Origin of the sequence: Natrialba chahannaoensis JCM 10990, assembly GCF_000337135.1 — an archaeon.
GTDB lineage: Archaea > Halobacteriota > Halobacteria > Halobacteriales > Natrialbaceae > Natrialba > Natrialba chahannaoensis.
Map to the genome: position 1 here is coordinate 69,622 of NZ_AOIN01000064.1, position 23,740 is coordinate 93,361.

General features: G+C 61.2%; 23 protein-coding genes and 1 tRNA gene. 12 read left to right on the forward strand and 12 right to left on the reverse strand.

What is annotated here, in order from left to right; all coding sequences use genetic code 11:
- Positions 1-5: 5 nt before the first annotated feature.
- Positions 6-830 carry a nucleoside phosphorylase gene (locus C482_RS11910; protein ID WP_006167876.1) on the forward strand — a complete coding sequence of 275 codons (825 nt, stop codon included), beginning with the start codon at positions 6-8 and terminating at the stop codon, positions 828-830.
- 24 nt (positions 831-854) lie between these two features.
- On the opposite strand, the gene C482_RS11915 is transcribed toward C482_RS11910, so the two are convergent.
- The 4 genes from C482_RS11915 to C482_RS21815 all read right to left on the reverse strand — a co-directional run bounded on the left by C482_RS11915 (position 855) and on the right by C482_RS21815 (position 3,301).
- The gene (locus tag C482_RS11915; protein WP_006167877.1) at positions 855-1,619 is read right to left on the reverse strand and encodes a mechanosensitive ion channel domain-containing protein; all 765 of its coding nucleotides are present in this window, start codon (positions 1,617-1,619) and stop codon (positions 855-857) included.
- A gap of 1 nt (position 1,620) precedes the next feature.
- A complete protein-coding gene (gene dacZ / locus C482_RS11920) occupies positions 1,621-2,433 on the reverse strand; it encodes a diadenylate cyclase DacZ (RefSeq protein ID WP_006167878.1) in 813 nt (270 codons plus the stop codon).
- Between the two features lie 544 nt (positions 2,434-2,977).
- A tRNA-Leu gene (locus tag C482_RS11925) sits at positions 2,978-3,062 on the reverse strand.
- A 65-nt stretch (positions 3,063-3,127) separates the two neighbouring features.
- Positions 3,128-3,301, reverse strand: a complete 174-nt coding sequence (locus tag C482_RS21815; protein ID WP_004214082.1) for a hypothetical protein — start codon at positions 3,299-3,301, stop codon at positions 3,128-3,130.
- Between the two features lie 348 nt (positions 3,302-3,649).
- Here C482_RS21815 and C482_RS11930 point away from each other — a divergent pair, with 348 nt between their 5' ends.
- Complete coding sequence (locus C482_RS11930; RefSeq protein ID WP_006167879.1) at positions 3,650-3,958, forward strand: transcription initiation factor IIB family protein; 309 nt, start codon at positions 3,650-3,652, stop codon at positions 3,956-3,958.
- 118 nt (positions 3,959-4,076) lie between these two features.
- Here C482_RS11930 and C482_RS11935 read toward each other — a convergent pair whose 3' ends face one another.
- A complete protein-coding gene (locus tag C482_RS11935) occupies positions 4,077-4,631 on the reverse strand; it encodes a phosphopantetheine adenylyltransferase (protein WP_006167880.1) in 555 nt (184 codons plus the stop codon).
- A gap of 139 nt (positions 4,632-4,770) precedes the next feature.
- Here C482_RS11935 and C482_RS11940 point away from each other — a divergent pair, with 139 nt between their 5' ends.
- From C482_RS11940 to C482_RS11960, 5 genes are all read left to right on the forward strand, one after another.
- A complete protein-coding gene (locus tag C482_RS11940) occupies positions 4,771-7,026 on the forward strand; it encodes an NADP-dependent malic enzyme (RefSeq protein ID WP_006167881.1) in 2,256 nt (751 codons plus the stop codon).
- A 299-nt stretch (positions 7,027-7,325) separates the two neighbouring features.
- Positions 7,326-7,994 carry a 5,6-dimethylbenzimidazole synthase gene (bluB, locus tag C482_RS11945; RefSeq protein WP_006167882.1) on the forward strand — a complete coding sequence of 223 codons (669 nt, stop codon included), beginning with the start codon at positions 7,326-7,328 and terminating at the stop codon, positions 7,992-7,994.
- 399 nt (positions 7,995-8,393) lie between these two features.
- Positions 8,394-9,749: an outer membrane protein assembly factor BamB family protein gene (locus C482_RS11950; RefSeq protein ID WP_049896680.1), complete on the forward strand. Its 1,356-nt coding sequence runs from the start codon at positions 8,394-8,396 to the stop codon at positions 9,747-9,749.
- Between the two features lie 94 nt (positions 9,750-9,843).
- Entirely contained in the window at positions 9,844-10,218 is a 375-nt protein-coding gene (locus C482_RS11955; RefSeq protein WP_006167884.1) for a 30S ribosomal protein S8e, read from the forward strand.
- A 183-nt stretch (positions 10,219-10,401) separates the two neighbouring features.
- Positions 10,402-10,728, forward strand: coding sequence for a hypothetical protein (locus tag C482_RS11960; protein ID WP_006167885.1), 327 nt, complete (start codon positions 10,402-10,404; stop codon positions 10,726-10,728).
- Positions 10,729-10,958: 230 nt separating this feature from the next.
- Here C482_RS11960 and C482_RS11965 read toward each other — a convergent pair whose 3' ends face one another.
- Positions 10,959-11,954, reverse strand: coding sequence for a phosphate uptake regulator PhoU (locus tag C482_RS11965; RefSeq protein WP_006167886.1), 996 nt, complete (start codon positions 11,952-11,954; stop codon positions 10,959-10,961).
- A 201-nt stretch (positions 11,955-12,155) separates the two neighbouring features.
- Between C482_RS11965 and C482_RS11970 the strand changes: the two genes are divergently transcribed.
- The 4 genes from C482_RS11970 to pstB all read left to right on the forward strand — a co-directional run bounded on the left by C482_RS11970 (position 12,156) and on the right by pstB (position 16,410).
- Positions 12,156-13,274, forward strand: a complete 1,119-nt coding sequence (locus C482_RS11970) for a PstS family phosphate ABC transporter substrate-binding protein (protein WP_083858614.1) — start codon at positions 12,156-12,158, stop codon at positions 13,272-13,274.
- The gene (gene pstC, locus C482_RS11975) at positions 13,271-14,194 is read left to right on the forward strand and encodes a phosphate ABC transporter permease subunit PstC (protein WP_006167888.1); all 924 of its coding nucleotides are present in this window, start codon (positions 13,271-13,273) and stop codon (positions 14,192-14,194) included. The genes C482_RS11970 and pstC overlap by 4 nt, the downstream gene beginning before the upstream one ends.
- Positions 14,191-15,195: a phosphate ABC transporter permease PstA gene (gene pstA, locus C482_RS11980; RefSeq protein WP_006167889.1), complete on the forward strand. Its 1,005-nt coding sequence runs from the start codon at positions 14,191-14,193 to the stop codon at positions 15,193-15,195. The genes pstC and pstA overlap by 4 nt, the downstream gene beginning before the upstream one ends.
- A 165-nt stretch (positions 15,196-15,360) precedes the next feature.
- Positions 15,361-16,410: a phosphate ABC transporter ATP-binding protein PstB gene (gene pstB, locus C482_RS11985; protein WP_006167890.1), complete on the forward strand. Its 1,050-nt coding sequence runs from the start codon at positions 15,361-15,363 to the stop codon at positions 16,408-16,410.
- A 92-nt stretch (positions 16,411-16,502) separates the two neighbouring features.
- Here the strand turns inward: pstB and C482_RS11990 are convergent, their stop codons facing one another.
- Positions 16,503-17,354 (reverse strand): HNH endonuclease, encoded by an 852-nt coding sequence (locus tag C482_RS11990; protein WP_006167891.1) that lies wholly within the window; start codon positions 17,352-17,354, stop codon positions 16,503-16,505.
- Positions 17,355-17,797: 443 nt separating this feature from the next.
- Here C482_RS11990 and phoU point away from each other — a divergent pair, with 443 nt between their 5' ends.
- Entirely contained in the window at positions 17,798-18,469 is a 672-nt protein-coding gene (gene phoU / locus C482_RS12000) for a phosphate signaling complex protein PhoU (protein ID WP_006167893.1), read from the forward strand.
- 113 nt (positions 18,470-18,582) lie between these two features.
- On the opposite strand, the gene C482_RS12005 is transcribed toward phoU, so the two are convergent.
- The 5 genes from C482_RS12005 to C482_RS12025 all read right to left on the reverse strand — a co-directional run bounded on the left by C482_RS12005 (position 18,583) and on the right by C482_RS12025 (position 23,739).
- Positions 18,583-18,957: a HalOD1 output domain-containing protein gene (locus C482_RS12005; protein WP_006167894.1), complete on the reverse strand. Its 375-nt coding sequence runs from the start codon at positions 18,955-18,957 to the stop codon at positions 18,583-18,585.
- Positions 18,958-19,010: 53 nt separating this feature from the next.
- Complete coding sequence (locus C482_RS12010) at positions 19,011-19,652, reverse strand: helix-turn-helix domain-containing protein (RefSeq protein ID WP_006167895.1); 642 nt, start codon at positions 19,650-19,652, stop codon at positions 19,011-19,013.
- 279 nt (positions 19,653-19,931) lie between these two features.
- Positions 19,932-20,351, reverse strand: a complete 420-nt coding sequence (locus C482_RS12015) for a hypothetical protein (protein WP_006167896.1) — start codon at positions 20,349-20,351, stop codon at positions 19,932-19,934.
- Positions 20,352-20,405: 54 nt separating this feature from the next.
- Complete coding sequence (locus tag C482_RS12020; protein WP_049896671.1) at positions 20,406-22,091, reverse strand: FAD-dependent monooxygenase; 1,686 nt, start codon at positions 22,089-22,091, stop codon at positions 20,406-20,408.
- Entirely contained in the window at positions 22,084-23,739 is a 1,656-nt protein-coding gene (locus C482_RS12025; RefSeq protein WP_006167898.1) for an electron transfer flavoprotein subunit alpha/FixB family protein, read from the reverse strand. The genes C482_RS12020 and C482_RS12025 overlap by 8 nt, the downstream gene beginning before the upstream one ends.
- Position 23,740: the final 1 nt, after the last annotated feature.

Consider the following 23,740-nt stretch of genomic DNA (forward strand, 5'->3'; position numbering starts at 1 on the left):
ACTCGATGACCGGCGATAGTGAAGATCCGAACGCGGACGTACAGTACCACCTCGAAGTGAGCGCCGACGACGTGGCAGACACCGTCCTCCTGCCCGGCAATCCAGAGCGACTCGAGAAGATCGTCGATCACTGGGACGACCACGAGATTCGCGCCCATCACCGCGAGTACCGGACTGCGACGGGGAGCTACGAGGGGACGCCGATCTCGGTTACCTCGACGGGAATCGGCAGCCCGTCTGCCGCGATCGCCGTCGAAGAACTCGCCCGTGTCGGCTCCGAGACGTTCATCCGGGTCGGCTCCTGTGGTGCGCTGCAGGAAGACATGGCCGTCGGCGACCTCGTAATCAGCACCGGCGGGGTTCGCCAGGAGGGGACGAGCGACGAGTACGTTCGGGAGGATTACCCCGCGACGGCGGACTACGAGGTCGTCGCTGCGCTCGTCGCCGCCGCAGAGCGACTGGACTATGACTACCACACCGGGATTACGATGAGCGCGGACTCGTTCTACGCGGGCCAGGGTCGCCCTGGCTACGACGAGTTCGAAGCCGCCGGCGCGGACGAGCTGGTCGACCAGCTGGTCGAGGCCAACGTGAAGAACATCGAAATGGAGGCGAGCGCGATCTTCACGCTGGCGAATATCTATGGACTGCGGTCCGGGGCGGTCTGCTCGGTGTATGCGAACCGCCAGACCGGCGAGTTCAGAACGGAGGGCGAGTCGCGGGCGGCCGAGACGGCAACGCTCGCAACGCACCTGCTCGCGAAGATGGACGAGAAAAAGCGTGAGGCGGGTGCCGAGCGGTGGCATCCGGGACTCTCGCTTGCGGAATAGCGACGACGAACAGGATGAGGAAACCTAGTCGCGAACGCGAACTAACTCGTCCTCGAAGACCTTCCGGTTCGGGATGATGTACTCCTCGGAGTCGCTCTCGATCTTCGTCACGAAGAGGTCGACCTCCTGAACGATGCCAGACTGATCACCGATTCGAATCTGATCGCCGATCCCGTAGGGCTGGTTAAGCAACAGGTAAATCCCCGCTGCACTCGAGATCAGGAAGTCTTTGAACACGACCGCGCCGACGATGACGATACCCACGGCGTACACCGCGAGCAGGATCAACAGCGGCGCGACGTAGACGCCGATCTGTCCCAGTGCGATGAGGAAGGCCACGTAGAGGACGGAGTACTTGACGACCTTCGGGATGATCGAGACCTCGGGGAGTTTGACGCCGCGAAGGTACTCACTGACGGCCAGTTCGGCCTTGTCGGCGACGATAAAGCCGAAAATGAGCACGAGAACCGCGATGAACACCTGCGGGATAAACTCGACGACCCGGATCCAGAACGCCTCCGTGTCGAGCAACTGGGCGATGTGGATCGCCGTCAGGACAGCAATGCCGTAGATGAACCACGAACTCAATCGCGCAACGATTTCGACGGAGGAGGTCCCGATGGACTGGGCGGTCCGCTCGAACGGCGTCCCCTCGACGGCGTCCGGCACGCCCGAGGCTGAGAGCAACTCTTTGTTGAGCCGACCAACCAGATAGCCGACGACTACCCCGAGTGCGAGCACCGCCGCAGCTATGACTGCCGGCTCGTCGATGAGGGTCTGCCAGTTCATGTCAGTACGCCTCCGGATCGACCTCCATGATGAGCTCGCCGCCCTTGAAGGCCCGCACGAGTCCATCACTCTCCGACAGCACGATCGTGATCGCGTTCGTATCGCGCGTGATCGCACCGCCGGCCATGTGTCGTGCTCCCAGCCCCTTCGGAATATCCACCCCCTCTGCGGACGGCTCGAGGTAGCGGTAGGCCGACACGATCTTGCCCGCATCCGAGATGACGAACGCGCCGTCGAGACGAGAGAACTCCTTCAGCATCACGTTCACAATCGGGTCACCGACGTGGACGTGGGACTTCTCGAACGGGTTGTACGACAGCGGACGGGATTTGTTCATCACCTTGCCTGCATCGCCGACGACGAACAGTGCGCCCACTGGCTTGCCCTTCTGCCCTTTCTTCCCGAGTTCGATCGCCAGTTCAAGAACCGACTTGATCACCGCCGGCTCCGCGCGTGATTTCGTGAAAAGATCGTAGATTCCCGTCCGATCATCTGCAATCGCTCGCACGCGCGACACCGTGTCCATCTCGTCACTGAACACGCTCGTCGCACAGACGAGTTCGTCGCCGTCCTCGAGTACGTCCTGTTCGAGCGCCCCCTCGAGACCGAAGTCGATCCGCTCTGAGACATCCTCGAACTCCAGTGGGAGCTCGACGAACGTTTCAGCGCCGATGTCGTTGTCCGTTCCGACGACGACTGTGTCGAGGTCCTCAAGCTCTTGACAGCGCTCGTAGACGGAGCTACTCGGTGAAAAGAGAACAACTGCATCGGCGTTCGAGAAGAGTTGCCCGAACACGTCGTCTAACCCGGCCATTGCTCATACAAGCCGTTTGCGCGCGAATAAGCGTTATGGAGCGTCAGACGTGTGTCTGCCACGGCATGCTGTGGGTTAAAGAGGGACAGGTGCTGAGATGGGTGGTTCGGGTGGCTGGTGTAGAGCGATGACGGTACGCTCCGGGTGGAAGACGGTTGTGGTGGTACTCGAGTACCGGGAGCGTTCGAGTACCGAGGAGTGTGTCTCACTCGAATACCGAGGCGAGAGCGGGGTACTCGAATAGTGAGGGAGACTCAAGTAGAATGGAGTATCCTACGAGTGCGAGACTGGATTCGAACAACGCGAAGACGTGCTCGCGGTGCTGCGCGCGTCTTCTCTCGTTCGAACCGCGAGGACATCACTTCGCTCGTCCTCTGGGCCGCGAATCCGACCTGCTCCTTCAGTCACTGCGTTCGTTCAGTGCGCGGGACCGGATTCGAACCGAAGCAAGACGGTCGCTCTCGTGCTCCTCGAGCGCTGCGACTTGCAGGGTTCGAACCGGCCATCCGATTCCTGTCGCTCGCGGATTTGCTCACGACAGGAATGCGCGGGACCGGATTCGAACCGGCGGACCCCTACGGGACAGCGTCCTAAGCGCTGCGCCGTTGGCCTGGCTTGGCTACCCGCGCGCACCCATCGCTTTTCACGAGTCCAGTAAGTAGTTGTCGGTCCGCAGTACGGCTCCCGGTCTCGGTTACTGATGTTTGACTGGCTCCTCGGGCGACCAGTCCGGCGGGACAATAAAGGTCACGTGCTCCGAGTCGCGAAGTTGGTGCAGCTCTGCCGCCTGCTCGGCCAGCGATCGGTCTCGGTACGGCATCTCGAGACCGCAGCCAGTGCAGACGAGCTTGCAGGTTGGTTCCTTCATGGGTGGCGCAGGCCTCCAGCCATGCCGAGACCGGAACCCGACGTTGCTCAATACTTGGCGATTCCCGGGCTTTAGTAGTTATCTCCTAGTGAAATCCAGCGAGAACGGCCGATTCGCCGAGATATTCGTAGCTGAACGTTGGTACGAGTAGCGCACTATTGGGACCGACAACGATGTGAAACGGACAGCGTTCAACAACTACTGGCGCGGCCTACACAGCGTCTAGAGCCAGTCGATGGTCAGTTACAAAGACAGTCACCGAGTCGGCTCACGACCACGATAGACTGTTGCCGACTGATCGCTCATGACGTCCGCAGGTTTATTCCTGATCGCGCGATACACTGGTGTATGCACAGCGCCCGCGACCGATTCGAGTACGAACCGTGGCTGGCCGAACTCGAGCAGGTCGCAGACCGCCTCGAACTCACGCAAGAAGCCCGTTCCTGCGCTTCAGAGCTCTTTCTCATGGATGTTCCGGAGGCGGATCGGTCGAAACGAGCCGTCCTCGCCGCCAGCGTGTATGCAGGCGCACTCGTCGCTGGCGAGGGGTGTACGCAGGGTGCCGTCGCCGACGCCGCAGACGTTTCCAGACTCTCGATTCAGACGCGCTGGAAGGATCGTCTCGAGGAGGCGGGACTCGAACCACCGCGCTGGTAGGGCTGTCGGTGTCTCGGAAACGGCGACTGTTGTGCGTCGTAAGTGTACGATATACGGAGGAAAGGTGGAGTTAGTCCCCGTCTGTGGTCTCCATTGGGAATGGCAATCGGAAGCGACGTTATGATGTGTCAGCGGCAGTGTCGGTGTCGGTGTCGGTATCGGTTCCAGTTCCAGTTCCAGTTCCGGCTCCCGTCTCATTCCTACCGTCTGCTCCCTCGAGCACGTTTCCATGTTCGTCGATCTCGCCACGGACGATACGGGTACTCGAGATGATGTCTCCGTCGTCGGCGCGCAGATGGGGGACGACAACGACATCGAGCGGGTCATAGCCGCGTTCGCGACGAATGTCGTTGATTCGCTCGCCGCCGGATTTCGTTTCCGGCGAGACGATCAGGTAGTCGAACGGCTCTTCGGTCGCGATTCCGGTTGGTTCCTCGAGCGTTCGAATATCGAAACTGCGGTCGTACCCGTCCGCGATGGACTCGAGTTCGTCCGCGAGATCGTCCCGTCGCTCGTCGAACGGGCGGACCCGTCGTTTTACGTGTCGTGTTTGCGGGGCGAGTTCGTCGCTGGTCAAGCCGACCGTGACGTCTCCGAGTTCGAACGCCCGTTCGAACAGCCGACGGTGGCCGTCGTGAACGGGGTCGAACGTCCCACCAAGCGCGACGTCCATACCCCACCTGACTGGCGCGGTCCGTATAAAACGGTCGAAACGGGGGACAAAGAATCGGGGAGCCAACTGCGGCAACATTCGACATTTGTCGATATCCGCCTTCGCATTGTTTTTAGTGGTCGCCCACACTGTGGGTGGTATGGGACTTGACGAGGATGCCTTAGATTACCACTTGACAGACCCCCCGGGTAAAATCGAGATTTCGACGACGAAACCGACGAACACGCAACGAGATCTCTCGCTCGCGTACTCACCCGGTGTAGCCGCACCTTGTATGGAAATTGCGGAGGACGAAACCGACGCCTACACCTATACCGCGAAGGGGAATCTCGTCGGCGTCGTGTCGAACGGTTCTGCCGTCCTCGGGCTCGGCAATATCGGTGCGCAAGCCTCGAAGCCGGTCATGGAAGGCAAGGGTGTGCTGTTCAAGCGGTTCGCCGACATCAACGTGTTCGACATCGAACTCGACGAGGAAGATCCACACAAATTCGTCGAAGCGGTCAAAATGATGGAGCCGACCTTCGGCGGCATCAATCTCGAGGACATTACGGCACCAGCTTGTTTCACCATCGAAGAGCGCCTGCGCGAGGAGATCGACATTCCGGTGTTCCACGACGACCAACACGGCACTGCGATCATCTCCGGCGCAGCACTGCTCAACGCCGCGGACATCGCGGACAAAGAGCTCGAAGACCTTGAGATCGTTTTCTCGGGTGCAGGTGCGAGCGCGATTGCGACGGCGCGTTTCTACGTCTCGCTCGGTTGCCGAGCCGAAAACATCACGATGTGTGACTCCTCGGGCATCATTACCGAGGCCCGCGCTGAAGACAACGGCGTCAACGAGTACAAACAACAGTTCGCTCGCGATGTGCCCGAGGGTGGCCTCGCGGACGCGATGGAGGGAGCGGACGTCTTCGTCGGCCTCTCGATCGGTGGGCTCGTCTCCCAGGAGATGGTCCAGTCGATGGCCAGCGATCCAATTATCTTCGCGATGGCCAACCCAGACCCTGAAATCGGCTACGAGGAGGCGAAAGCAGCCCGGGACGACGACGTGATCATGGCGACCGGCCGCTCTGACTACCCGAATCAGGTCAACAACGTCCTCGGGTTCCCGTTCATCTTCCGCGGCGCACTCGACGTTCGCGCAACGGAGATCAACGAGGAGATGAAAGTGGCCTGCGCCGAAGCGCTTGCAGACCTTGCACGCCAGGACGTCCCCGACGCAGTCGTCAAGGCCTACGGCGATGACCCGATCCAGTACGGCCCGGATTACATTATCCCGAAGCCGGTCGACCCACGCGTTCTCTTCCAGGTCGCGCCCGCGGTCGCCAGAGCCGCCATCGAGTCGGACGCAGCCCGCATTGACCTCGACCTCAACGAGTACGAAGAGGAACTCGAGGCCCGCCTCGGCAAGTCCCGCGAGATGATGCGCGTCGTCCTCAACAAAGCAAAGAGCGATCCGAAGACGGTCGCACTCGCGGAGGGCGAGAACGAGAAGATGGTTCGGGCGGCCTACCAGATCCAGGACCAAGGGATCGCTGTTCCGATCCTTATTGGCGACGAGTCCAAGATTCGCCAGACGGCTTCGAGTCTCGGTCTCGATTTCACGCCACAGGTTGCAGACCCAACCGTCGGCGACTACGAGGACTACGCCGACCGTCTGCACGAGCTGCGCGCCCGGAAGGGCATCACGCGAACCGAGGCCGGTGACCTCATCGAGGGCGATTCGAACTACTTCGGGAGCGTGATGGTCGAACAGGGTGACGCTGACGCGCTTTTGACCGGACTCTCCCATCACTACCCGTCCGCACTCCGGCCACCCTTGCAGGTGATCGGCACGGCGGACGACGTCGACTACGCCGCTGGCGTCTACATGCTCACGTTCAAGAACCGCGTCGTCTTCGTCGCCGACGCGACGGTGAATCAGGCCCCCGACGAGGAGGTGCTGGCCGAAGTGACGAAACAGACCGGCATGCTCGCCCGTCGGTTCAACGTCGAACCCCGCGCAGCCTTGCTCTCGTACTCGAACTTCGGCAGCGTCGACAACAAAGGGACCCGTAAACCTCGGAACGCGGCGCGTATGTTGCAGGACGACCCCGAGGTTGACTTCCCCGTCGACGGCGAGATGCAGGCCGATACCGCCGTCGTCGACGACATTCTGGAGGGGACGTACGGCTTCTCGGAGCTCGACCAACCCGCGAACGTGCTCGTCTTCCCGAACCTCGAGTCGGGTAACATCGGCTACAAGCTGCTCCAGCGCCTCGGTGGCGCGGACGCCATCGGCCCGATGCTCGTCGGGATGGACCGCCCGGTTCACGTCCTCCAGCGCGGCGACGAAGTCAAGGATATCGTGAACCTCGCGAGTGTCGCGGTCGTGGACGCCCAGAAGGAGTAGATAACGTACAGGTTAAGGCCACATCCAAAGGACGGCACAGTAGTCTCGATTATCGGAGTTCATGGTTCGGAGTTCTCCTTGATAGCGCTTTTTCGTCCGGTTCTCTGCTCATTATTCTATCCTCCACACTTCAATCGACACCTCAATCGTTTCTATAGGTAAGCAAGGTCAATGCCTCGTGGTTGGCTCCGAAGCAGTTCACCCATCCCGTAAATATCAGAGGTGACTGGGGTTCGGTCAGTTCTCGATCGTTCGGGATCGACTATGATTTAGTACCGGACGCAAAACGGGCCAGAATCATGACTTCGTTCACTGATGACGAACGAGACGCGGTATACGAAACGATCTTCGCCCGACGAGACATTCGCCGCTTCCGGAGCGAACCGATCCCTGACGCGGTCATTGATCGGATCATCAAGGCGGCCCATCACGCGCCGAGTGTCGGCTTTTCACAGCCGTGGGACATGATCGTGATCTCCGACGAGGAGACGAAAGCCGAAATCGCCGCAATCGCAGACCGGGCAATCGCGGCCGCTCGAGCGGCCTACGAGGAACCGCAGCGAAGTGAGTTCGGCGCGTTGAAACTCGAGGGGATCCGCGAGTCGCCGGTTAACATCTGCGTGACCTGTGATCCGACGCGGGGTGCGCCACACGTCCTTGGCCGGAGTTCAATGAAGCGAACGGATGTCTACTCGGCGTGTCTTGCCGTCCAAAATCTCTGGCTGGCCGCACGCGCGGAGGGCGTCGGCGTCGGGTGGGTCAGCGTTCTCTATCCCTACGAGGTTCAGGAGGTCCTCGACATCCCGCCGCACGTCAAGCCCGTCGCGTACCTCTGTTTAGGATATCCCGCCGACGGGTTCCCAGACGAACCGGTACTCCAGCGAGAGGGGTGGCGCGACCGTATCGACCTCGACGAACTCGTCCACGAGGAACAGTGGGAGGGGAGCTCGGCGTCCCAGTCGTCGTAGTGGTTCAATTCGCGGAATGGATCAATCCTGTCTGTTCGGCAAACAACATAGTCAAGGCACACCGGATGACGGCCAAACCGCCACTTCCGAGAGGGACGAGCTGCCCCCACAGCCAACGGGTGGCATCACACTCCCGAGTCAGGAGCGCTGTTTACACAGACTCGTTCCTGCCCACGCAGGAGGCCCTACTACCCGCAGGCAGGTTCCGCTGCGCTACAGAAGCGCGACGAGCGAAGAGACGGTCCTGGACGCAAAAATACAAGCGATGAGTTGGATTCTATGACACGCCCACAGTACCAACACCCACGCACCCGCTCTTTCGAGCGGTGGTCGCCTCGCCCCGTGCAGCGAATCGTCGGTCTTTAGCGTCCGTCCGTCGTGCTCTCACAGGAGTACCACATGCGACTCACGAACCGACCGACAGCGGCAACAGCCAACCGAACTCCCGGCTCTGGGCGACGGTGGTTCCTCGGCGCAGTCGGCGCAGCAGCGGTCGGCGGACTCGCAGGATGTGTGAGCCTGCCGACTGTGCTCGGCGACCGGCTCGACGGCACCGAGGAGGTCTCGCACTTCCAGAACGGGCTCCGGCGACTCGGTTACTACCCCGACGAGACTGTCCCTGACTCAGTCAGTGTCAACTGGTCGTTCCCCGTCAACTACGTCGGACACACCGCCGCCAAATCGAGTCCCGTACCGACCCCCGACCGCGAGACGATCATTATCGCCGGCGACAGCGGTTGGGTCCACGCCTACACGCCGAGCGGCGAACTGCAGTGGTCTACACTCACCGGCGCGACGGACCTCGGCTTTCACGGCTCGCCGGCCATCGTTGGCGACACCGCCTACATCGGCGGCTACGACGGCGACCTCTACGCTTTCGACACCGACAGTGGCGACATCGTCTGGCGAACCCGCGCCAACGACTTACATGGCGCGCTCGCCATCGGCTCGAGTCCCGCCTTCCACGACGGTACCCTCTACGTCGTCTCCGAGTACGGCTCACCCTCCACCGGCACCATCTGGGCCATCGACCCCAACACCGGCGAGCCGCTCTGGTACGACGACCGCATGTGGGGCCAACCCCACCCCTCGCCGACAATCGACCTCGAAACCGGTCGGCTGGTCGGCGGCTCGAACGACGGCGTCGTCTACGGCTGGGAGTTCCCGGCACTCGAGTACACCTGGGAGTACCAGGCTGACGCCGACGGACAGGAACGTGCGGGCGGTGCGTTCCGAGAAGGGGCGGAGATCAAGGGAACGGTCGCGGCCTACGATGGCTACGGCTACGTTGGGAGTTGGGACAACCACTTCTACTGTCTGGATCTCGAGGACGGATCGGAGGTATGGTCGTTCGAGACGGGTGCCTCGATCATGTCGAATCCGGCGGTCGACGTGGCGGAAGGGATCGTGTACATGGGTAGCGACGACAACTACGTCTACGCGCTCGACGCCGAGTCAGGTGAGGAGATCTGGTCGACGAACGTCAACGGCCGCGTGATTGGGGCGCTAACGGTCACGGCAGAGACGGTGCTCGCCGGCTCCTACGACACACATCTGTACGCACTGGACAAGGAAACGGGCGACAGACGCTGGCGCGTCGAGAACCGCGGGCGCGTCACCAGCGCGCCGGTTCCCGTGGACGGACGGATCTACTACGCCGAGCGCGCTGCGTTTTCGAACTATTACGACGATGATCCGGAGACGACGATACTTGAGGAGCCTGGCCACGCCTACTGTCTCGTTGCGGACGACTGAGCGGCGTTTGAGCGGACCTGAACTGTGAGCCGGCAGCCAGTCCTGGCCGATGCGAAAGCGTGCATTCAAGTATTTGCCGGGACTGTCCTCGCGTATGCAAGATCAGGGACGCTCTACGCGAAAGCGCACCGGTGGTCGACTGAAGAACGTTCGCAATCGCCGAAAGGACGAACTCGGTCGGCTACCCACCGAGACGCAGGTCGGCGAACCGCGCTTCCGCACAGTCGACGTTCGCGGGAACGACACGAAGACGCGCGCACTCGCAACGAACGTCGCAAGCGTCAACGCCGGCGACGAAACGCTCTCGGCCGATATCGAAGACGTCGTCGAGAACGACGCCAACCCGAACTACGTCCGCCGAAACATCATCACGAAGGGCGCTATCATCGCGACCTCCGAAGGTGAGGCCCGCGTGACGTCCCGTCCCGGCCAGACCGGCCAGGTCAACGCCGTTTTGCTCGACAACTAACGTCGCTGCTCGAGTCCGGGTCCGAATTTCGGTTCCGGTTTCCGGTTTCTCACAGCTACTCCGCTTTTCGACACAGAGCCACTGCGTTCGCCGCGCGCAGAGACATCAGGTAACGGTACCGTGACCGCTTCAGGCGTGACAGCCTATTTTTATATCGGTCGAGAACGAATATTGGCGTAGACAATGATCACCTCGTTTGCCGGTGCCCTGTCGGTCCTCCTCGTGCTCGCAGGCGTGCTCTGTCTGTACGAGTTCACGCTCTACGATCCCACTGAGAAAGCTGCGGCCCCGGTACGGTCGCGTTTGTATCTCGCCAGCGTTCTATTGATTACGCTGCTCGGTATCGGCGGACTAGTTGCACTCGCCACCGCTACTGTCCCCCCGATGACCGTCCTCGGTATCATCGGCATCACCGCCGGGATACCGGCGTTCGCACAGTACCTGTTTCATCAAGAACTCGAGTTGGACAACGGCCCACTAGTTAGCCGCGCTGTCGACCGGTGGCTCTGAGCATCGTCACTGGCGAGTGAGAGCGAGTTCCACACCGAATTTCAATTGATTTTCGATGGATACGACCGCCGTTTCGTCGTGTAAACTGGAACTAACGAGTACCTTCACTGCTGGGCAGGAAGCTCTTTCATCTCGGCTACGTCCGACTGTCTGAGGGATCGAAAGTTACCCTCCGTTTCGGGTAGGGTGGATATTACCTCGACTCGTGAACAGTTACGGTAACATCCCCATCACGGCCGTGGCGCTGCCTTCTGTAATGCCGTCTCCGCAATATTTCCACCGTAGTCTGCACTCCGCGACAACGAGTCCACGATCAACCCAAGCGACTGCGCTTGCACCGGCTCGAGATCACGTAACATGTCGTCGATCGTTCGCGTATGCTCGTCGATCTCGAGCACCGCCTCGCGAGCTGCATGACCCAACTCGTTCGCCTCCGCCGACTCCTCCGCAACCAGCGCATCCATCGACTTTTCGAGGACGTCCGAGGCATCCTCCTGCAGCGCTACCAGTCCCTCCGCGACTGACTCCGGAATCTCGTCGAGTTTGAGGGCCAGATTGCTGATTTTCGCCGCGTGATCGGCAACCCGCTCGAGTTGGCGTGCACTCGAGTGGTAGTCGAAGCAGTCCTCACGGGGGACACCGAGTTCTTCGGCGGCGCGGGGGGAGCGAAGCGTGGCGCGGAAGATGCGCGAGACGACGAGCCAGAGACGGTCGACGTCGTCGTCGCGCTGGATAACGTCGTGGGCGATGTCGTCGTCGTTTTCGATGAGGGCGGTGACGGCATCTGAAAGCATTGAACTCGCGATGAGTCGCATGCGTGAGACGGCGTTGACGATCGAGAGTTCGGAGGAGTCGAGGAGGTCCTGAATGACGACGCTGTCGGTGGTTTCTTCCAGTACTTCGACGCCGACGAGGCTCTGGGTGGCGTTGCGGATTGCGCGGCGTTGGTGAGTTGTGATCCGGTTTGCTTCGAGACGGATAATGTCGAAGCCGCTGACGTACATCGTCATGACGGCTCGGGTCAGTCGGTCGCCTTCGAGGTCTGAGACATCGAGTGTCCCTTCCTGGCGGTTGGTTTCGCTCTGTGGGGTGAGCAATAGTGCGTCGTCTTCTGGATAAAACTCGACAGTCGTGCCGGCGCTGACATCGTTGTCGGTTGCCCACGTTTTAGGGAGTGACACCGTATACGTTGACCCGCCAGTTACCTGCACCTTGCGCGTCTCCATAGCCACAGTTTCGTGAGCCTATCTATAAACCCTCGTAGATCTATAGCGATCTAAAGCGCCCGTTCTCAGTCACAAATCCCTTTCCCGATGCCAGAGCCGGCACCGTGTCGAATTGACCCCACACTGGCATCGATTGTCCCACATAGAGATATATAGATAACATAGTAGGGTATTTAGATGCGATATTCCACTAGCTAACTGATGGGAAATGAGCCGATACTAGGCAACTCCGATGGGGGGTCCCAACCTGGGAGTCGGTCTGGGGCGAACGCTCGCTCCGATTCTCGAATTCGGACTGGATCTGGTTCTGAGTCTCCGTCTCAATCCCAGACCCAAACAACCACCCGTCGGCGCGTGTTACTCGGCGTTTCCGGAACGGCGCTCGCCGGCCTTGCAGGTTGTCTCACACGCGGGGAAGACAGTGGCCTTGAGGGCGAAATTCGTATCGACGGCTCGAATACGCTCAGACCAAACAGTGCTCTCGTTGCCGAGCAGTTCATGTGGGAGAACAATCAGGTGCAGGCGTCGGTCAGCGCCTCGGGAACCGGTGCCGGTTTCCAGCAGTTCGCCCGGCGCGAAATCTCGCTACAGAACGCGAGTCGGCCGATCACGGACGAGGAAGCCGAACACTGTCGCGAAAACGGCGTCGAGTGGCTCGAACTCGAGGTCGTCCTCGACGGCATTGCACTCCTGAAACACCCCGACAACACCTGGTGTGAGTGTCTTACCGTTGACGAACTTGGCGACCTCTGGGAGCGCGGTTCGGAGATCGAGACCTGGGCTGATCTCGAGCCCGAGCAGTCCGACGAGGAGTGGCCCGACGAAGAAATTTCGTTCTACGGCCGTGACGCAGCCTCTGGAACGTTCGATTACTTTACTGAACACATCACCGGATCGGTCGGGAACATCCGCAACGACTACAGCGGCACACCTGACACCAACAATATCATTCGTGGCGTCAGGGGCAACGAGTACACGATTGGATTCGGAGGGGCTGGCTACTACTACGAGAACGAGGCGGACGCAGAGCTCATCGCCGTCAATTACGAGGACGGTGCGGACCCTGGCGACGAGTGGGACGATTGTATCGTTCCAACTCGAGAGTCGATCGAAGCCGAGGCCTACCAGCCACTCTCTCGACCGATGTATATCTACGTTCGACGTGACGAACTCGCTCGACCGGAGTACCGCGAGTTCGTTCGCTTCTATCTCGAAAACACCCAGGAGACTGCACGTGAGGTCCAGTTCTACGCGGTTCCCGACGAAACTATCGCGGACCAACGGGAGAAACTGGAGGCCGCAATTGAGGACTACACATGAGTACGGAACCCATAGATCTCAGCCGGAACGGAAACGACGTGGGGACGATCGGGGATCGACTCGCTCGCTACATCTTCTTTGGATGTGCCGCCGTTACCATTGCAACGACACTCGCAATCGTGCTCGTTCTGGTCAACGGCGCGACGGATTTCTTCTCGACCGTCTCGCTCACCGAGTTCTTTACGGGCACCGACTGGTCGCCACGGGCGGCTGACAACCCGAGCTTCGGCGTGCTCCCGCTTGTCTGGGGGACGCTGATGATCACGGTCGGTTCGGCGCTGATCGCGATTCCGATCGGCACGCTAACCGCGATCTACCTCTCCGAATACGCAAGTTCGCGTGTCCGCCGCGTCGTGAAGCCGACACTCGAGATCCTCGCAGGGATTCCAACGATCGTCTACGGCTTCTTCGCGCTCTCGTTTATCACCCCGATTCTCCAGCAGATTTACCCCGGCACGGGGACGTTCAACGCTGCTGCGGGGGCGATCGTCGTCGGCGTCATGATCATTCCGATGGTCTCGTCGATCTCGGAGGACGCAATGTCTTCCGTTCCCGACTCGCTTCGCAACGCCGCCTACGGACTGGGCGCGACGAAGTTCGAAGTCTCGACGCAGGTCGTGTTACCGGCATCGCTGTCGGGCATTCTCGCCGCGTACGTGCTCGCGATTTCGCGGGCCATCGGCGAGACGATGGCTGTCACGCTTGCAGCCGGCGCACTCGCACAGGTGACCATGAACCCGTTCGCCGAGATTCAGACAATGACGGCGTACATGGTCGAAATTGGAACTGGTGACGCCTCGGTCGGCTCCATCGGCTACCAGAGCCTGTTCGCGATCGGCCTGACGCTGTTTGCGATGACGTTCCTGATGAACGTGCTCAGTATGTGGATTCGGTCGCGCTACCGGGAGGAGTACCAATGAGTACCAATACGGATACGAGTACCACGACGACCACGACCACAACCACAAGTACGGGCGGGGATCCCGACGGCTTCGACCCCGACGGCAATGGCTTCGACTTCGACGGCTCCTCGATCAAACGCAAACACCAGCTCGGGACGATCTTCCTCGGGCTGTGTTTCGCCGCAACGATGGTCGGCATCGTCGCTCTGGTTGCACTCCTCGCGGACGTGCTCCTCGAGGCCCGTGGCTGGCTCACCTGGGAGTTCCTGACGTATCCGCCGTCCCAGATCGCCGAGAACTACGTCCCGAGCAACTACGGCGACCTGGCGACCGGCCCCGGCGGCATGTACCCGATGATCATCGGCTCGATCTACCTGATCATTATGACGGCGATCTTCACCCTCTTCCTGGGGGTCGGCGCAGCGATCTATCTCGAGGAGTACGCGCCTGATTCGAGTCTGACGCGGTTCATCGAGGCGAACATCGCAAACCTCGCCGGTGTCCCCTCGATCGTCTACGGACTGCTCGGGCTCGCCGTGTTCGTCCGTGCAATGCAGACTGGTGCGAGCCTCATCGCCGGTGCGCTGACGCTGACGCTGCTTATCTTACCGATCGTCATCGTCCAGTCCCAGGAATCGCTGCGTGCCGTCCCGGACTCGATGCGCCAGGCTTCCTACGGTACCGGTGCGACGAAATGGCAGACCATCCGAAACGTCGTCCTACCGGAAGCCGTGCCGGGAATCATGACCGGGATCATCCTCTCGCTCTCCCGAGCGATCGGTGAAACCGCACCGATCCTGATGGTCGGTGCGGCGACAACGATGTTCACCCCACCGGACCTGACGGATCCAACGGGTTCGTTCGGTGCAATGCCCATGCAGATCTACGAGTGGGCGAAGATGCCCGAGGCTGAGTTCCAGCACGTCGCCGCAGCCGGGATCGTCGTCCTGCTGACGATCCTCCTGCTCATGAACGCCGTTGCGATCCTCATCCGGAACAAGTACGACAAACGGTCGTAGCTACGCCGGTCCGAATGCCGTCAGGAGTTTGGTAGTCGTTTTCAGTAGTTTTTACTCGAGTACCCCACTCGCCCAGTTCCCGCTGTCGCGGCCACTGTGCCCGACTATAGCACTATATAGAGGACATAGTATGGTATTTAGGGATTCGACCGCTGGAATGGTGTAATGAGCGACCAGACGGACGGTCGACTTGCAGGAGTTCGATCGGCGCTGTTGTCGATCCGCCCGAACGCGAACGATGGCTCTCTCACAGGCACGAGTGGGAGTTCGAATACCGAACCGCCCGAAATCGCAGCGGCCAGTAGCGAATCAGAATCGGTGAGCCGGCAGGGGTCGGGAGCCGATTCCAGTGCCAGCGCGGCCGCGTCGACGCAGCCTGATGCGGAGACGACGACAACCAGTGAGTCGGGAAGCGGCCTCGCGATGCCGGCCGGCGACAAGCCGCTTGGCTCGCCCCGCGTCGACAACGCCGTCATCGAAGCCCGCGATCTGGACGTCTTCTACGGCGACACACAGGCCCTCCACGGAATCAACATGGACATTCCCGAGAAGGAGGTCACGGCTCTCATCGGCCCCTCCGGCTGTGGGAAGTCGACGTTCCTGCGCTCGATCAACCGGATGAACGACCTCATCGACGTGGCTCGCGTCGAGGGAGATCTCCACTTCCATGGGAAGAACGTCTACGAAGACGATGTCGACCCCGTCGCCCTCCGGCGCAAGATCGGCATGGTCTTCCAGAAGCCGAACCCGTTCCCGAAGAGCATCTTCGACAACGTCGCCTACGGCCTCCGCGTGCAGGGCAAGGACGACAACGTCGAGGAGAACGTACTGACCGCACTCGAGCGCGCGGCGTTGCTGGACGAGGTCGAAGACCAACTCGACGAGAGCGGACTGGATCTCTCCGGTGGGCAACAACAGCGCCTCTGTATCGCCCGTGCGATTGCGACGGATCCGGAAGTGATCCTGATGGACGAACCGGCCTCTGCGCTCGACCCGGTTGCAACCTCGAAGATTGAGGACTTGGTCGAAGAGTTAGCCCAGGAGTACACGGTCGCGATCGTCACGCACAACATGCAGCAGGCGGCCCGCATCTCGGATAAGACGGCGGTCTTCCTCACAGGCGGTCACCTCGTCGAGTTCGACGACACGAGCAAAATTTTCGAAAATCCCGAGAGCGATCGGGTCGAGGATTACATTACCGGCAAATTCGGGTAGTCCGTCTGTCGGAGGCAGTTCGGTCTGTTTCGTCTCTCTGTGTCTCGTTTTCACCGCATACAACGGTCGAATCGCACGCTCTCACCGGTTGGCTACAGCGCTAACACGACGAACAGCACCACGTAGCCGGCAGCGACGAGCAGCGCCAGACGAACACCGCGGTGGTTCAGCAGAAACCGTAATGGTGTGTCATCCACGACGCGTTCGCGGAGTGTGCGTGGCTCGCGCCGAATTTCAACCTGTGAGAGCGCGAAGGCGCTGGGTCGGACGGGTGCGTCGGTCCGGCGGGCCGTGAGTTCGTGTACTGAAATGGTATGGTTCGCGGTGAGAGCTTCTTTTTCGACTGCTGGATCGTGCTTGATCAGCAGTCCGGCACAGGGTTTGCAGAGGGTGACGTGCGACGGGGCCGGACGACCATCGTCGCTGGCTGGCACGTCGGTCCAGGCGACGAGTTCGGTCGGATCACTGCGTTCGGCTCCACAGCGTGTACAGCACTGATCGGCTGGCGTCCGTAATCGGGCGACGGGTTTGGGTGCAGTCCGCTCGGGAAAGAGCGGCGCGTCGTCGCGAACGTCGTCGAAGGCATTGTTGTGCTGGTGGATGACGCCGTGGCAGGGCCGACAGAGCGTGAGGAGGTTCTCTAGTTCGTCGGGGCCGCCAGCGGAGCGTGGAACGATATGGTGGGCCTGAAGGGTTTGGTTGTCGGCTCCGCAGCGGGTGCAGGCGTAGTTGTCTCGCCGTAGCGTTTGCTGGCGGAGTTCCTCCCAGCCGTCGCCGTAGCCGCGGTCGTCGTAGTCATGCCCGTTGTCACTATCGCTGCTATCGCTGTAGCCGTTGTCGCTGTCGCTGCGGTCGTCACCGCTACGACCGCCGTCACCACGGCCACTGGAACCCCTGCGATCGGACTCGTCTCGATCCGCGCCGGACACGCTCCCATCAGCCATCGCTTTCGAACGCCTACGTGACGGAGTTGCAAAGACGCATCGGCGGTGATCGACCTCGCAGCCACACCATCTGTCCCGAACTACGACACCTGTTGCACCTGCACCGCGAATCTTTAGGGAACAGGGTCGGCGTCGCCACCGGAAGGTGTTACAGACCATCAAAGGCGTTGTCTACCGCGACTCCCACGGTGTCCCGATCGAAGAAATCGACGAACGCGATATCGAGCACCCGAACGACGCACTCTTCAACGTGACGACGGTAGCGATCTGTAGTTCGGATCTGCACATGTTGAAGGTCGTGCGGGGGCAGGCAAGGAACTGTTCTTCGACCACTTGCTGGTCCGGCAGTCGGACAGTCGTCGATTGTCTCTGAAAACTGAAATCGGTACACGACGTGCAGACCGCTACCAATATTTATCAGTGACCGGCGTGCTGTCTGCAGTATGGCCAGACAATCCTACCAGGAGAAACTCGCGGAACTCCGCGAGGACATCCTCTACATGAGCGAGGTCGTGATGGAACGACTTCGCATGGGCCTCGACGCCTTAGAACAGAAAGACGAGGACCTCGCGAACGAAGTAATCACCGGTGACAGCGAGGTCAACCAAATGTACCTCGACCTCGAACAGCAGTGTATCGAACTGCTCGCGCTCCAACAGCCTGTCGCGAGCGACCTGCGTTTTATCGCGGCCTCGTTCAAGATCATCACCGACCTGGAGCGAATCGGCGACCTCGCGGTCAACCTTGGCGAGTACACGCTCGAGGCCAAACACGACCTCTTCCCCGATGTCGACGTCCAGGAAATGGGCGAGATGACCCTCGAGATGATCGAAGAATCCATGGTCGCCTACGACACCGAAGACACCGACGGCTGCCGACAGCTCGCCGAGCGCGACGACGACCTCGACCACTTCGCCGAGCGGGCGAGCGAGATCGTCGTCCGCGACCTCATCGAACGGGAACTCGAGTCCCCCGACGAAGTTGAGCAGTTGCTCCAGGATGTCTCGCGGCTGTTGCTCACAATTCGTGACCTAGAACGAGTGGGCGACCACGCGGTCAATATCGCCGCGCGAACGCTGTATATGGTCGAAAACGACGACGAACTGATTTACTGACGGTCTCGCGTTGTAGCGATTGATCGTCTGATAGTTACGGGCGGCGTGACTATGTGACGGTTGCGGTCGGTATGACGGCGTGACAATTGTACGCGGTGTATGGGTGGGTCGATTTATTGCGCCCCTTCCAGCACAACCCGGCCAGTCGCATCGACAGTCACCGTTCGACCAGCATAGGTGAACGTCACACTGCCGCCAGCCCGGTCGAGTTTGGCAGCGTCACTCGAGCCATCAAAGAGTGCATCCAGTGCCGCCGGGTCGACGGCGTTGTAGAGTGGCTCAAGTTCGTCTGCAACAGCGAGTACGTCGAGGTCCTCTTGCGTAGCGATGGCGGAGATGACCGCGACGCTCGGTGGCTGTTCGGTGTCGGCTTGGAAGGTAAACTGGCTATCGTCAGTGGTCGACCGATCGTCGGTGTCGGTTGTCTCGGAGGCGGATTCGGTTGTCGATGATGACGTTGCGGTGGACGAGTGAGCACGCTGTTTCATAGTTGAAGAACGGCAGGGAACCGGGAAAGCCCGTTCGTTGGGTGGCCAACCTTTTAAGTAGGGTCATCAGCGATCGTGTGCCAGAGCAGATTTGCCTGTCCGCGTCGGAGTCGAGCCGAAAGCGCCTGATCCGAAATGCCAAGTTCGTCCGAAACTTCCGACAGCGTCGCCGCTCGAGGCACGTCGAAGTACCCCCGGTCGAGTGCCGTCTGAAGCGCCTCGCGCTGGTGTTCGGTGAGTCCGTACTGTTTCGTCTCAGCCTCGTGCTCGTGGTACATCCGCCGCACCTGAAAGCCAACTCCCTTTTCGAGACAGCGCTCTCGGTACTCGAGTAGGACGTCTCGGGACGGCACGCGAGCGCTCACCACTGTTTCGTCGCTGACCGTGATGTCGATGAGCGCGACGTTGTACTCGGCCGCCAGCGGGTAGGTCAGCTTTGTCGCTGCCTCGTCGGTGAGCGTGACACCATACAGGTTCCGATCACCGACGGATTCGAGTGTCGTGTAGTTCTCGATCGTCTGGTCGGACTCGAGTGCGTCCTCAAACGCGGCGAAGTCGTCACCGAACGCCCAGAAGAGGAGTTTCGTGGTGCCGGCCTGTGACCCGTAAAGTTCTTCGATCTGGAGTTTTTCTGCAGCCTGGGCTGCCGATTTGAGGATGGGTGTTCGGAGCTCGTACTCGACGATGAGAGACACGGCTATGCTTCCGTGAGCGAAGGCGATGACTGTTCGGACGAGACAGTGATGGCGACTGTCGTCATTTTGTACTTGTGTTTCTGTGTTTCTGTATTTCTGTATTTCTGTATTTCTGTATTTCTGTGTTGCTGTGTGGTTGTGCCGTTCTGTATCTGTGTTGCTGTGTCGTTCAGTATCCGTGTCGTTGTGTCGCATCTGTGATGCTCTGGTATCTGTGTGGCCCCACAGTTGGTTGCAGTGTCACTATAGAGCCACGTCGACATCCCCACCTCCTCCCCCTCACGGTTCGGCTCCAGGCTCCGGACATCCGTCCCTCCCACGCGCGTCCTCAGCTTCGCGACGCGCCGGCACACCCGTTAGCAACTGCCCAACATCGTCGATGTTCCGTGTCTCGAGTAGCACTTCCGCGGCCGTCCTAATGCTGGCATCCGACTCGAGTACCACCCCGTGACAGCGCGCGTAGCACTCGAGCCAGCGATGCATCGCGTACTCGAGCGAGTCGAGTTCGGCTGGCGAGAGCGGAGCGGGTCGACCGCCGGTGCGGGCATCGATGTAGACCGCGATGGCCTGGCCGACGCCGTCACGGAGGTACTGTGGTGCGAACGTCGGTCCGAGTGGTTCGTTTCCGCGGTGGAGTGCAGCGTGCTCGCGCTCGGCGCGCCGGGCGAGCGCAGCGATTTGAGGGCCGTACTCACTCATGGCGCGACCCTCCGCCTGACTGCGAACGACACCGGAATTGCCGCGTGCTCACACTCATCCCTCGCGGAACTCGACGCCCTTGCCGCCGCGGGGGTGTTCCCACTCGGTGTCGGCGACGACGGCGCAGGTACCACACTCGACGCAGGGCTGGGTGTCGAGGCTGACGACGGTCTCTGCAGTGCCGTTGCGTTTGACCTCTTCGGAGCGATAGCAGCCCCCGCCGAAGTCCTCTGCGCTGACGGGACAGGCGTACACTGCCGCGCCGCTGGCCTCGAAGGACGCGTCTCGAACTTCGATGTGTGGGTTGCCGACGTCCGTATCGTAGGTGAGGTCACCAATCCGCTCGTCGAGCGACGGTGGCTCGACTGAACTCTCCCAATGCAGCGTTCGCCCGTGTTCCTCTCCGATGATCGACGGCAGGGTGACGTAGCCCGTTCGCGTGTCGGGCAGCATCGAGACGAGGAATGGCGAGTTGTACGCCCGCTGCAGCACGCGGTCCGCGATCGGGTTGCCGATTGCGAGCGAGCCAACGCGGGAGTCGAGCACCCGTTCGACGGCGTCTGTCACCCGGTCGCGCTCACCAACGGTTCGTGCGAGGTCGTACCGCCGCGGCCGAAGCTTGTCCATCGTGCCCGAGTCCTCGAGCATCTGCGTATAGCGCCGGCCCGCAGCGGCCGGGTCGGCGTTCCCACGCGTGACTGCGAAGGCGTCGGCAGCGAGCGCGCCGGCCGTGACGGCGTGGTTCATCCCCTTGATGATCGGCCCCTGTGCCTGCATCTGACCTGCCGCGTCGCCGACCAGAACGAGCCGGTCCTGATACGGCTCGCGGTGGGCAACCTTCTTCGAGTCGGGGACGAGCTTTGCCGAATACTCGCGCTCGTCGTACTCGTCGCCGAGCCACCGCGCGAGCAGCGGGTGGGTAAGCAAGGCGTCGAGTAGTTCGTGCGGTTCGGCCTGTTCCTCGACGAGGCTGTCGAGGTGGAAGACGGTCCCGATAGATAGCGACTCCTCGTTCGTATAGAGGAAGCCGCCGCCGCGAACGTCCTCGAAGAGGTCGCCCGAGAACAGGTGCGCGACACCCTCGTCCTCGTCGATATCGAACCGGTCGTCGATCACGTTGGGCTCCATCTCGACGACGGCCTTGACGCCCTGGAACCACTCGTTCGGGTCTTCCCAGTCCATCAAACCCGCCTCACGGGCGAGTTCGGAGTTGACGCCGTCGGCGGCGATGATGATCTCGGCCTCGATCGGGTCGAGTTCGTCGCAGGTGACGCCGGTGATACGGCCGCGTTCGCGCAGGAGACCGTTCACCCGAACGTTCGTCAGAACCCCACCGCCGGTCTCGCTGGTCTTCTCGTGGACGCGCTCTGCGAGCCAGGAGTCCATCGGCCGACGGAGGACGGCGTCACACCAGTCGGTGTCGTCCTCGTGGAGGTCGGTCAGATCGTAGCTCTTGACCTTGTTGCCGGCCACGTTGTGGATGTAGTAGTCCGTGACGGGCCGTTCGGACGCTTCCTCTCGGAAGCCGTCGAACAGGTCGTCGATCGTGTAGGGAGCGGACTCCTCGGCATAGATCAGGCCGCCGGAGACGTTCTTCGAACCCGCATCCATTCCTCGTTCGAGCACGAGCGTTTCGATACCGTGGTCTGCGAGTCGTGACGCCGCCGCAGCGCCGCCGGGACCGCAGCCGACGACGACGGCCTCGTAGTGCTCACGGTCTGTCTCGTTCGTTTCAGTCATCGGTCTCACCTCCAGTTGCAGTGTCGGCACCGCCATCTGGCTCGCCGTCCGCAGTCGTATCGCCGCTGCCGTCCTCTGCCGTATCGCCACTACCGTCCGCGACCGCTTCGGGTGCCATCTCGCCCGACTCCACCGCATCGGTGAGTTCGGGGAGAACCTCAAAGAGGTCGCCCTCAACGAAGAAGTCGCTAAAGTCCCGAATACGCGCGTCTGGGTCCGTGTTGACCGAGATGATAGTGTCCGATTCGTCCATCCCGACCTTGTGCTGGACAGCGCCTGAGACGCCGGCTGCGATGTAGAGGTCGGGCGCGACGACCTGTCCCGTCTCGCCGATCTGGCGTTCTTCCTTCGCGTACTGCTCGACGTGGCCGTCGAACTGGTAGGAGGATGTGACGATTCCTCGCGTAATGCCGAGTTCGGCGTCCTCGAAGGCGTCGACCAGATCGAGGCCGAGTTCCATCCCTTCAGTGGGGTCGTCTGCAATGCCGCGACCGAGACAGACGACCACGTCGTGGCCCGTCAGATCGACGCCGGCCTCGAGTTGGTCGTACTCCGTGATCTCGACGCGGAACCAGTCGTCGTCCAGTTCCATGTCGTGTTCGACCACGAGCCCGTCGCGGTCGTAGTTGGGTTCGATAGGGTCGAAGCTGCCGGGGATGATCGATGCCCCCTGCGGGTGGAACTCCCGGCCGGGGTTGTCCAGACAGAGGATCGTCGAGTACTCGAAGCCCGAGAAGTCGGGCCGCTTCATGTGCAAGACCTTCTCGAAGGTCTTCTTGACGCCCGGTTCGCCGGTCTTGACGGGGTTCGAGACCTCGTTCTCCTCGATGAAGAGGTCAGAACAGTCCGAAGCGAGTCCGGAGTCGAGTTCGGCCTGCACCTTCGCCGAGAGGTCCCGGCCGTTGTTCGTCGCCGGGAACAGAATGTAGCGCGGCTTGTCGTACTCGCGCCAGTCGGTGCTCTCGACGGTACCCTCACCGCGAGACATGTGCGCCGAGATTTCGGTGTAGGGTTTGTGCAGGAACCGTTCGAGTCGATCGTCGTTGTGATAGACCGCGACGTCAGCGCCGTAGGCAATGCATTCCTCGGCGAGTTCCTCGCAGTCGTCGCCCATCAGGAACGCGACGACACGCTCCTCGTCACCATACTCTTCCGCGAACTGGTCCATCAACTCGCGGGCTTTGCCGAGCATCTCCCGCGAGACCTCGAGGAGGTCGCCCTGCTGGGTCTCACAGAAGACCCATACGTCCTCGTAGTGGCCGTCTGCGAGCGCCCGGACGTGTTTCTTGTCGCGGGTCTGTGGTTCGTCGGCTTCGCCTGCCACACCCTTGTCGTCGACGGCCGGCTCGCCCTCATCTTCGACCTCGTCGACTGGATCACCGTCCGCCTCGTCGCCAACCGTTTCCTTCGTCTCCTCGTACTCGCCTTCGGTTTCCGTCCCTTCCTCGACGCCGTCGCTGCTGTCATCACTGCCAGCAACGTCCGCACCAACCGCGTCGAGCCGCCGGTGTACCGCTTCCCGGGCCGTCTTCCGGTCTCGCCCCGCCTGTTCGGCCTCGAGAATTGCCTGTAGTTCGTCGGTTTCGTCGACCGTGTCCAGTTCCTCGCGCAGTTCGTCGACCGAGTAGTCGTCCGGATCGAGTGCCACG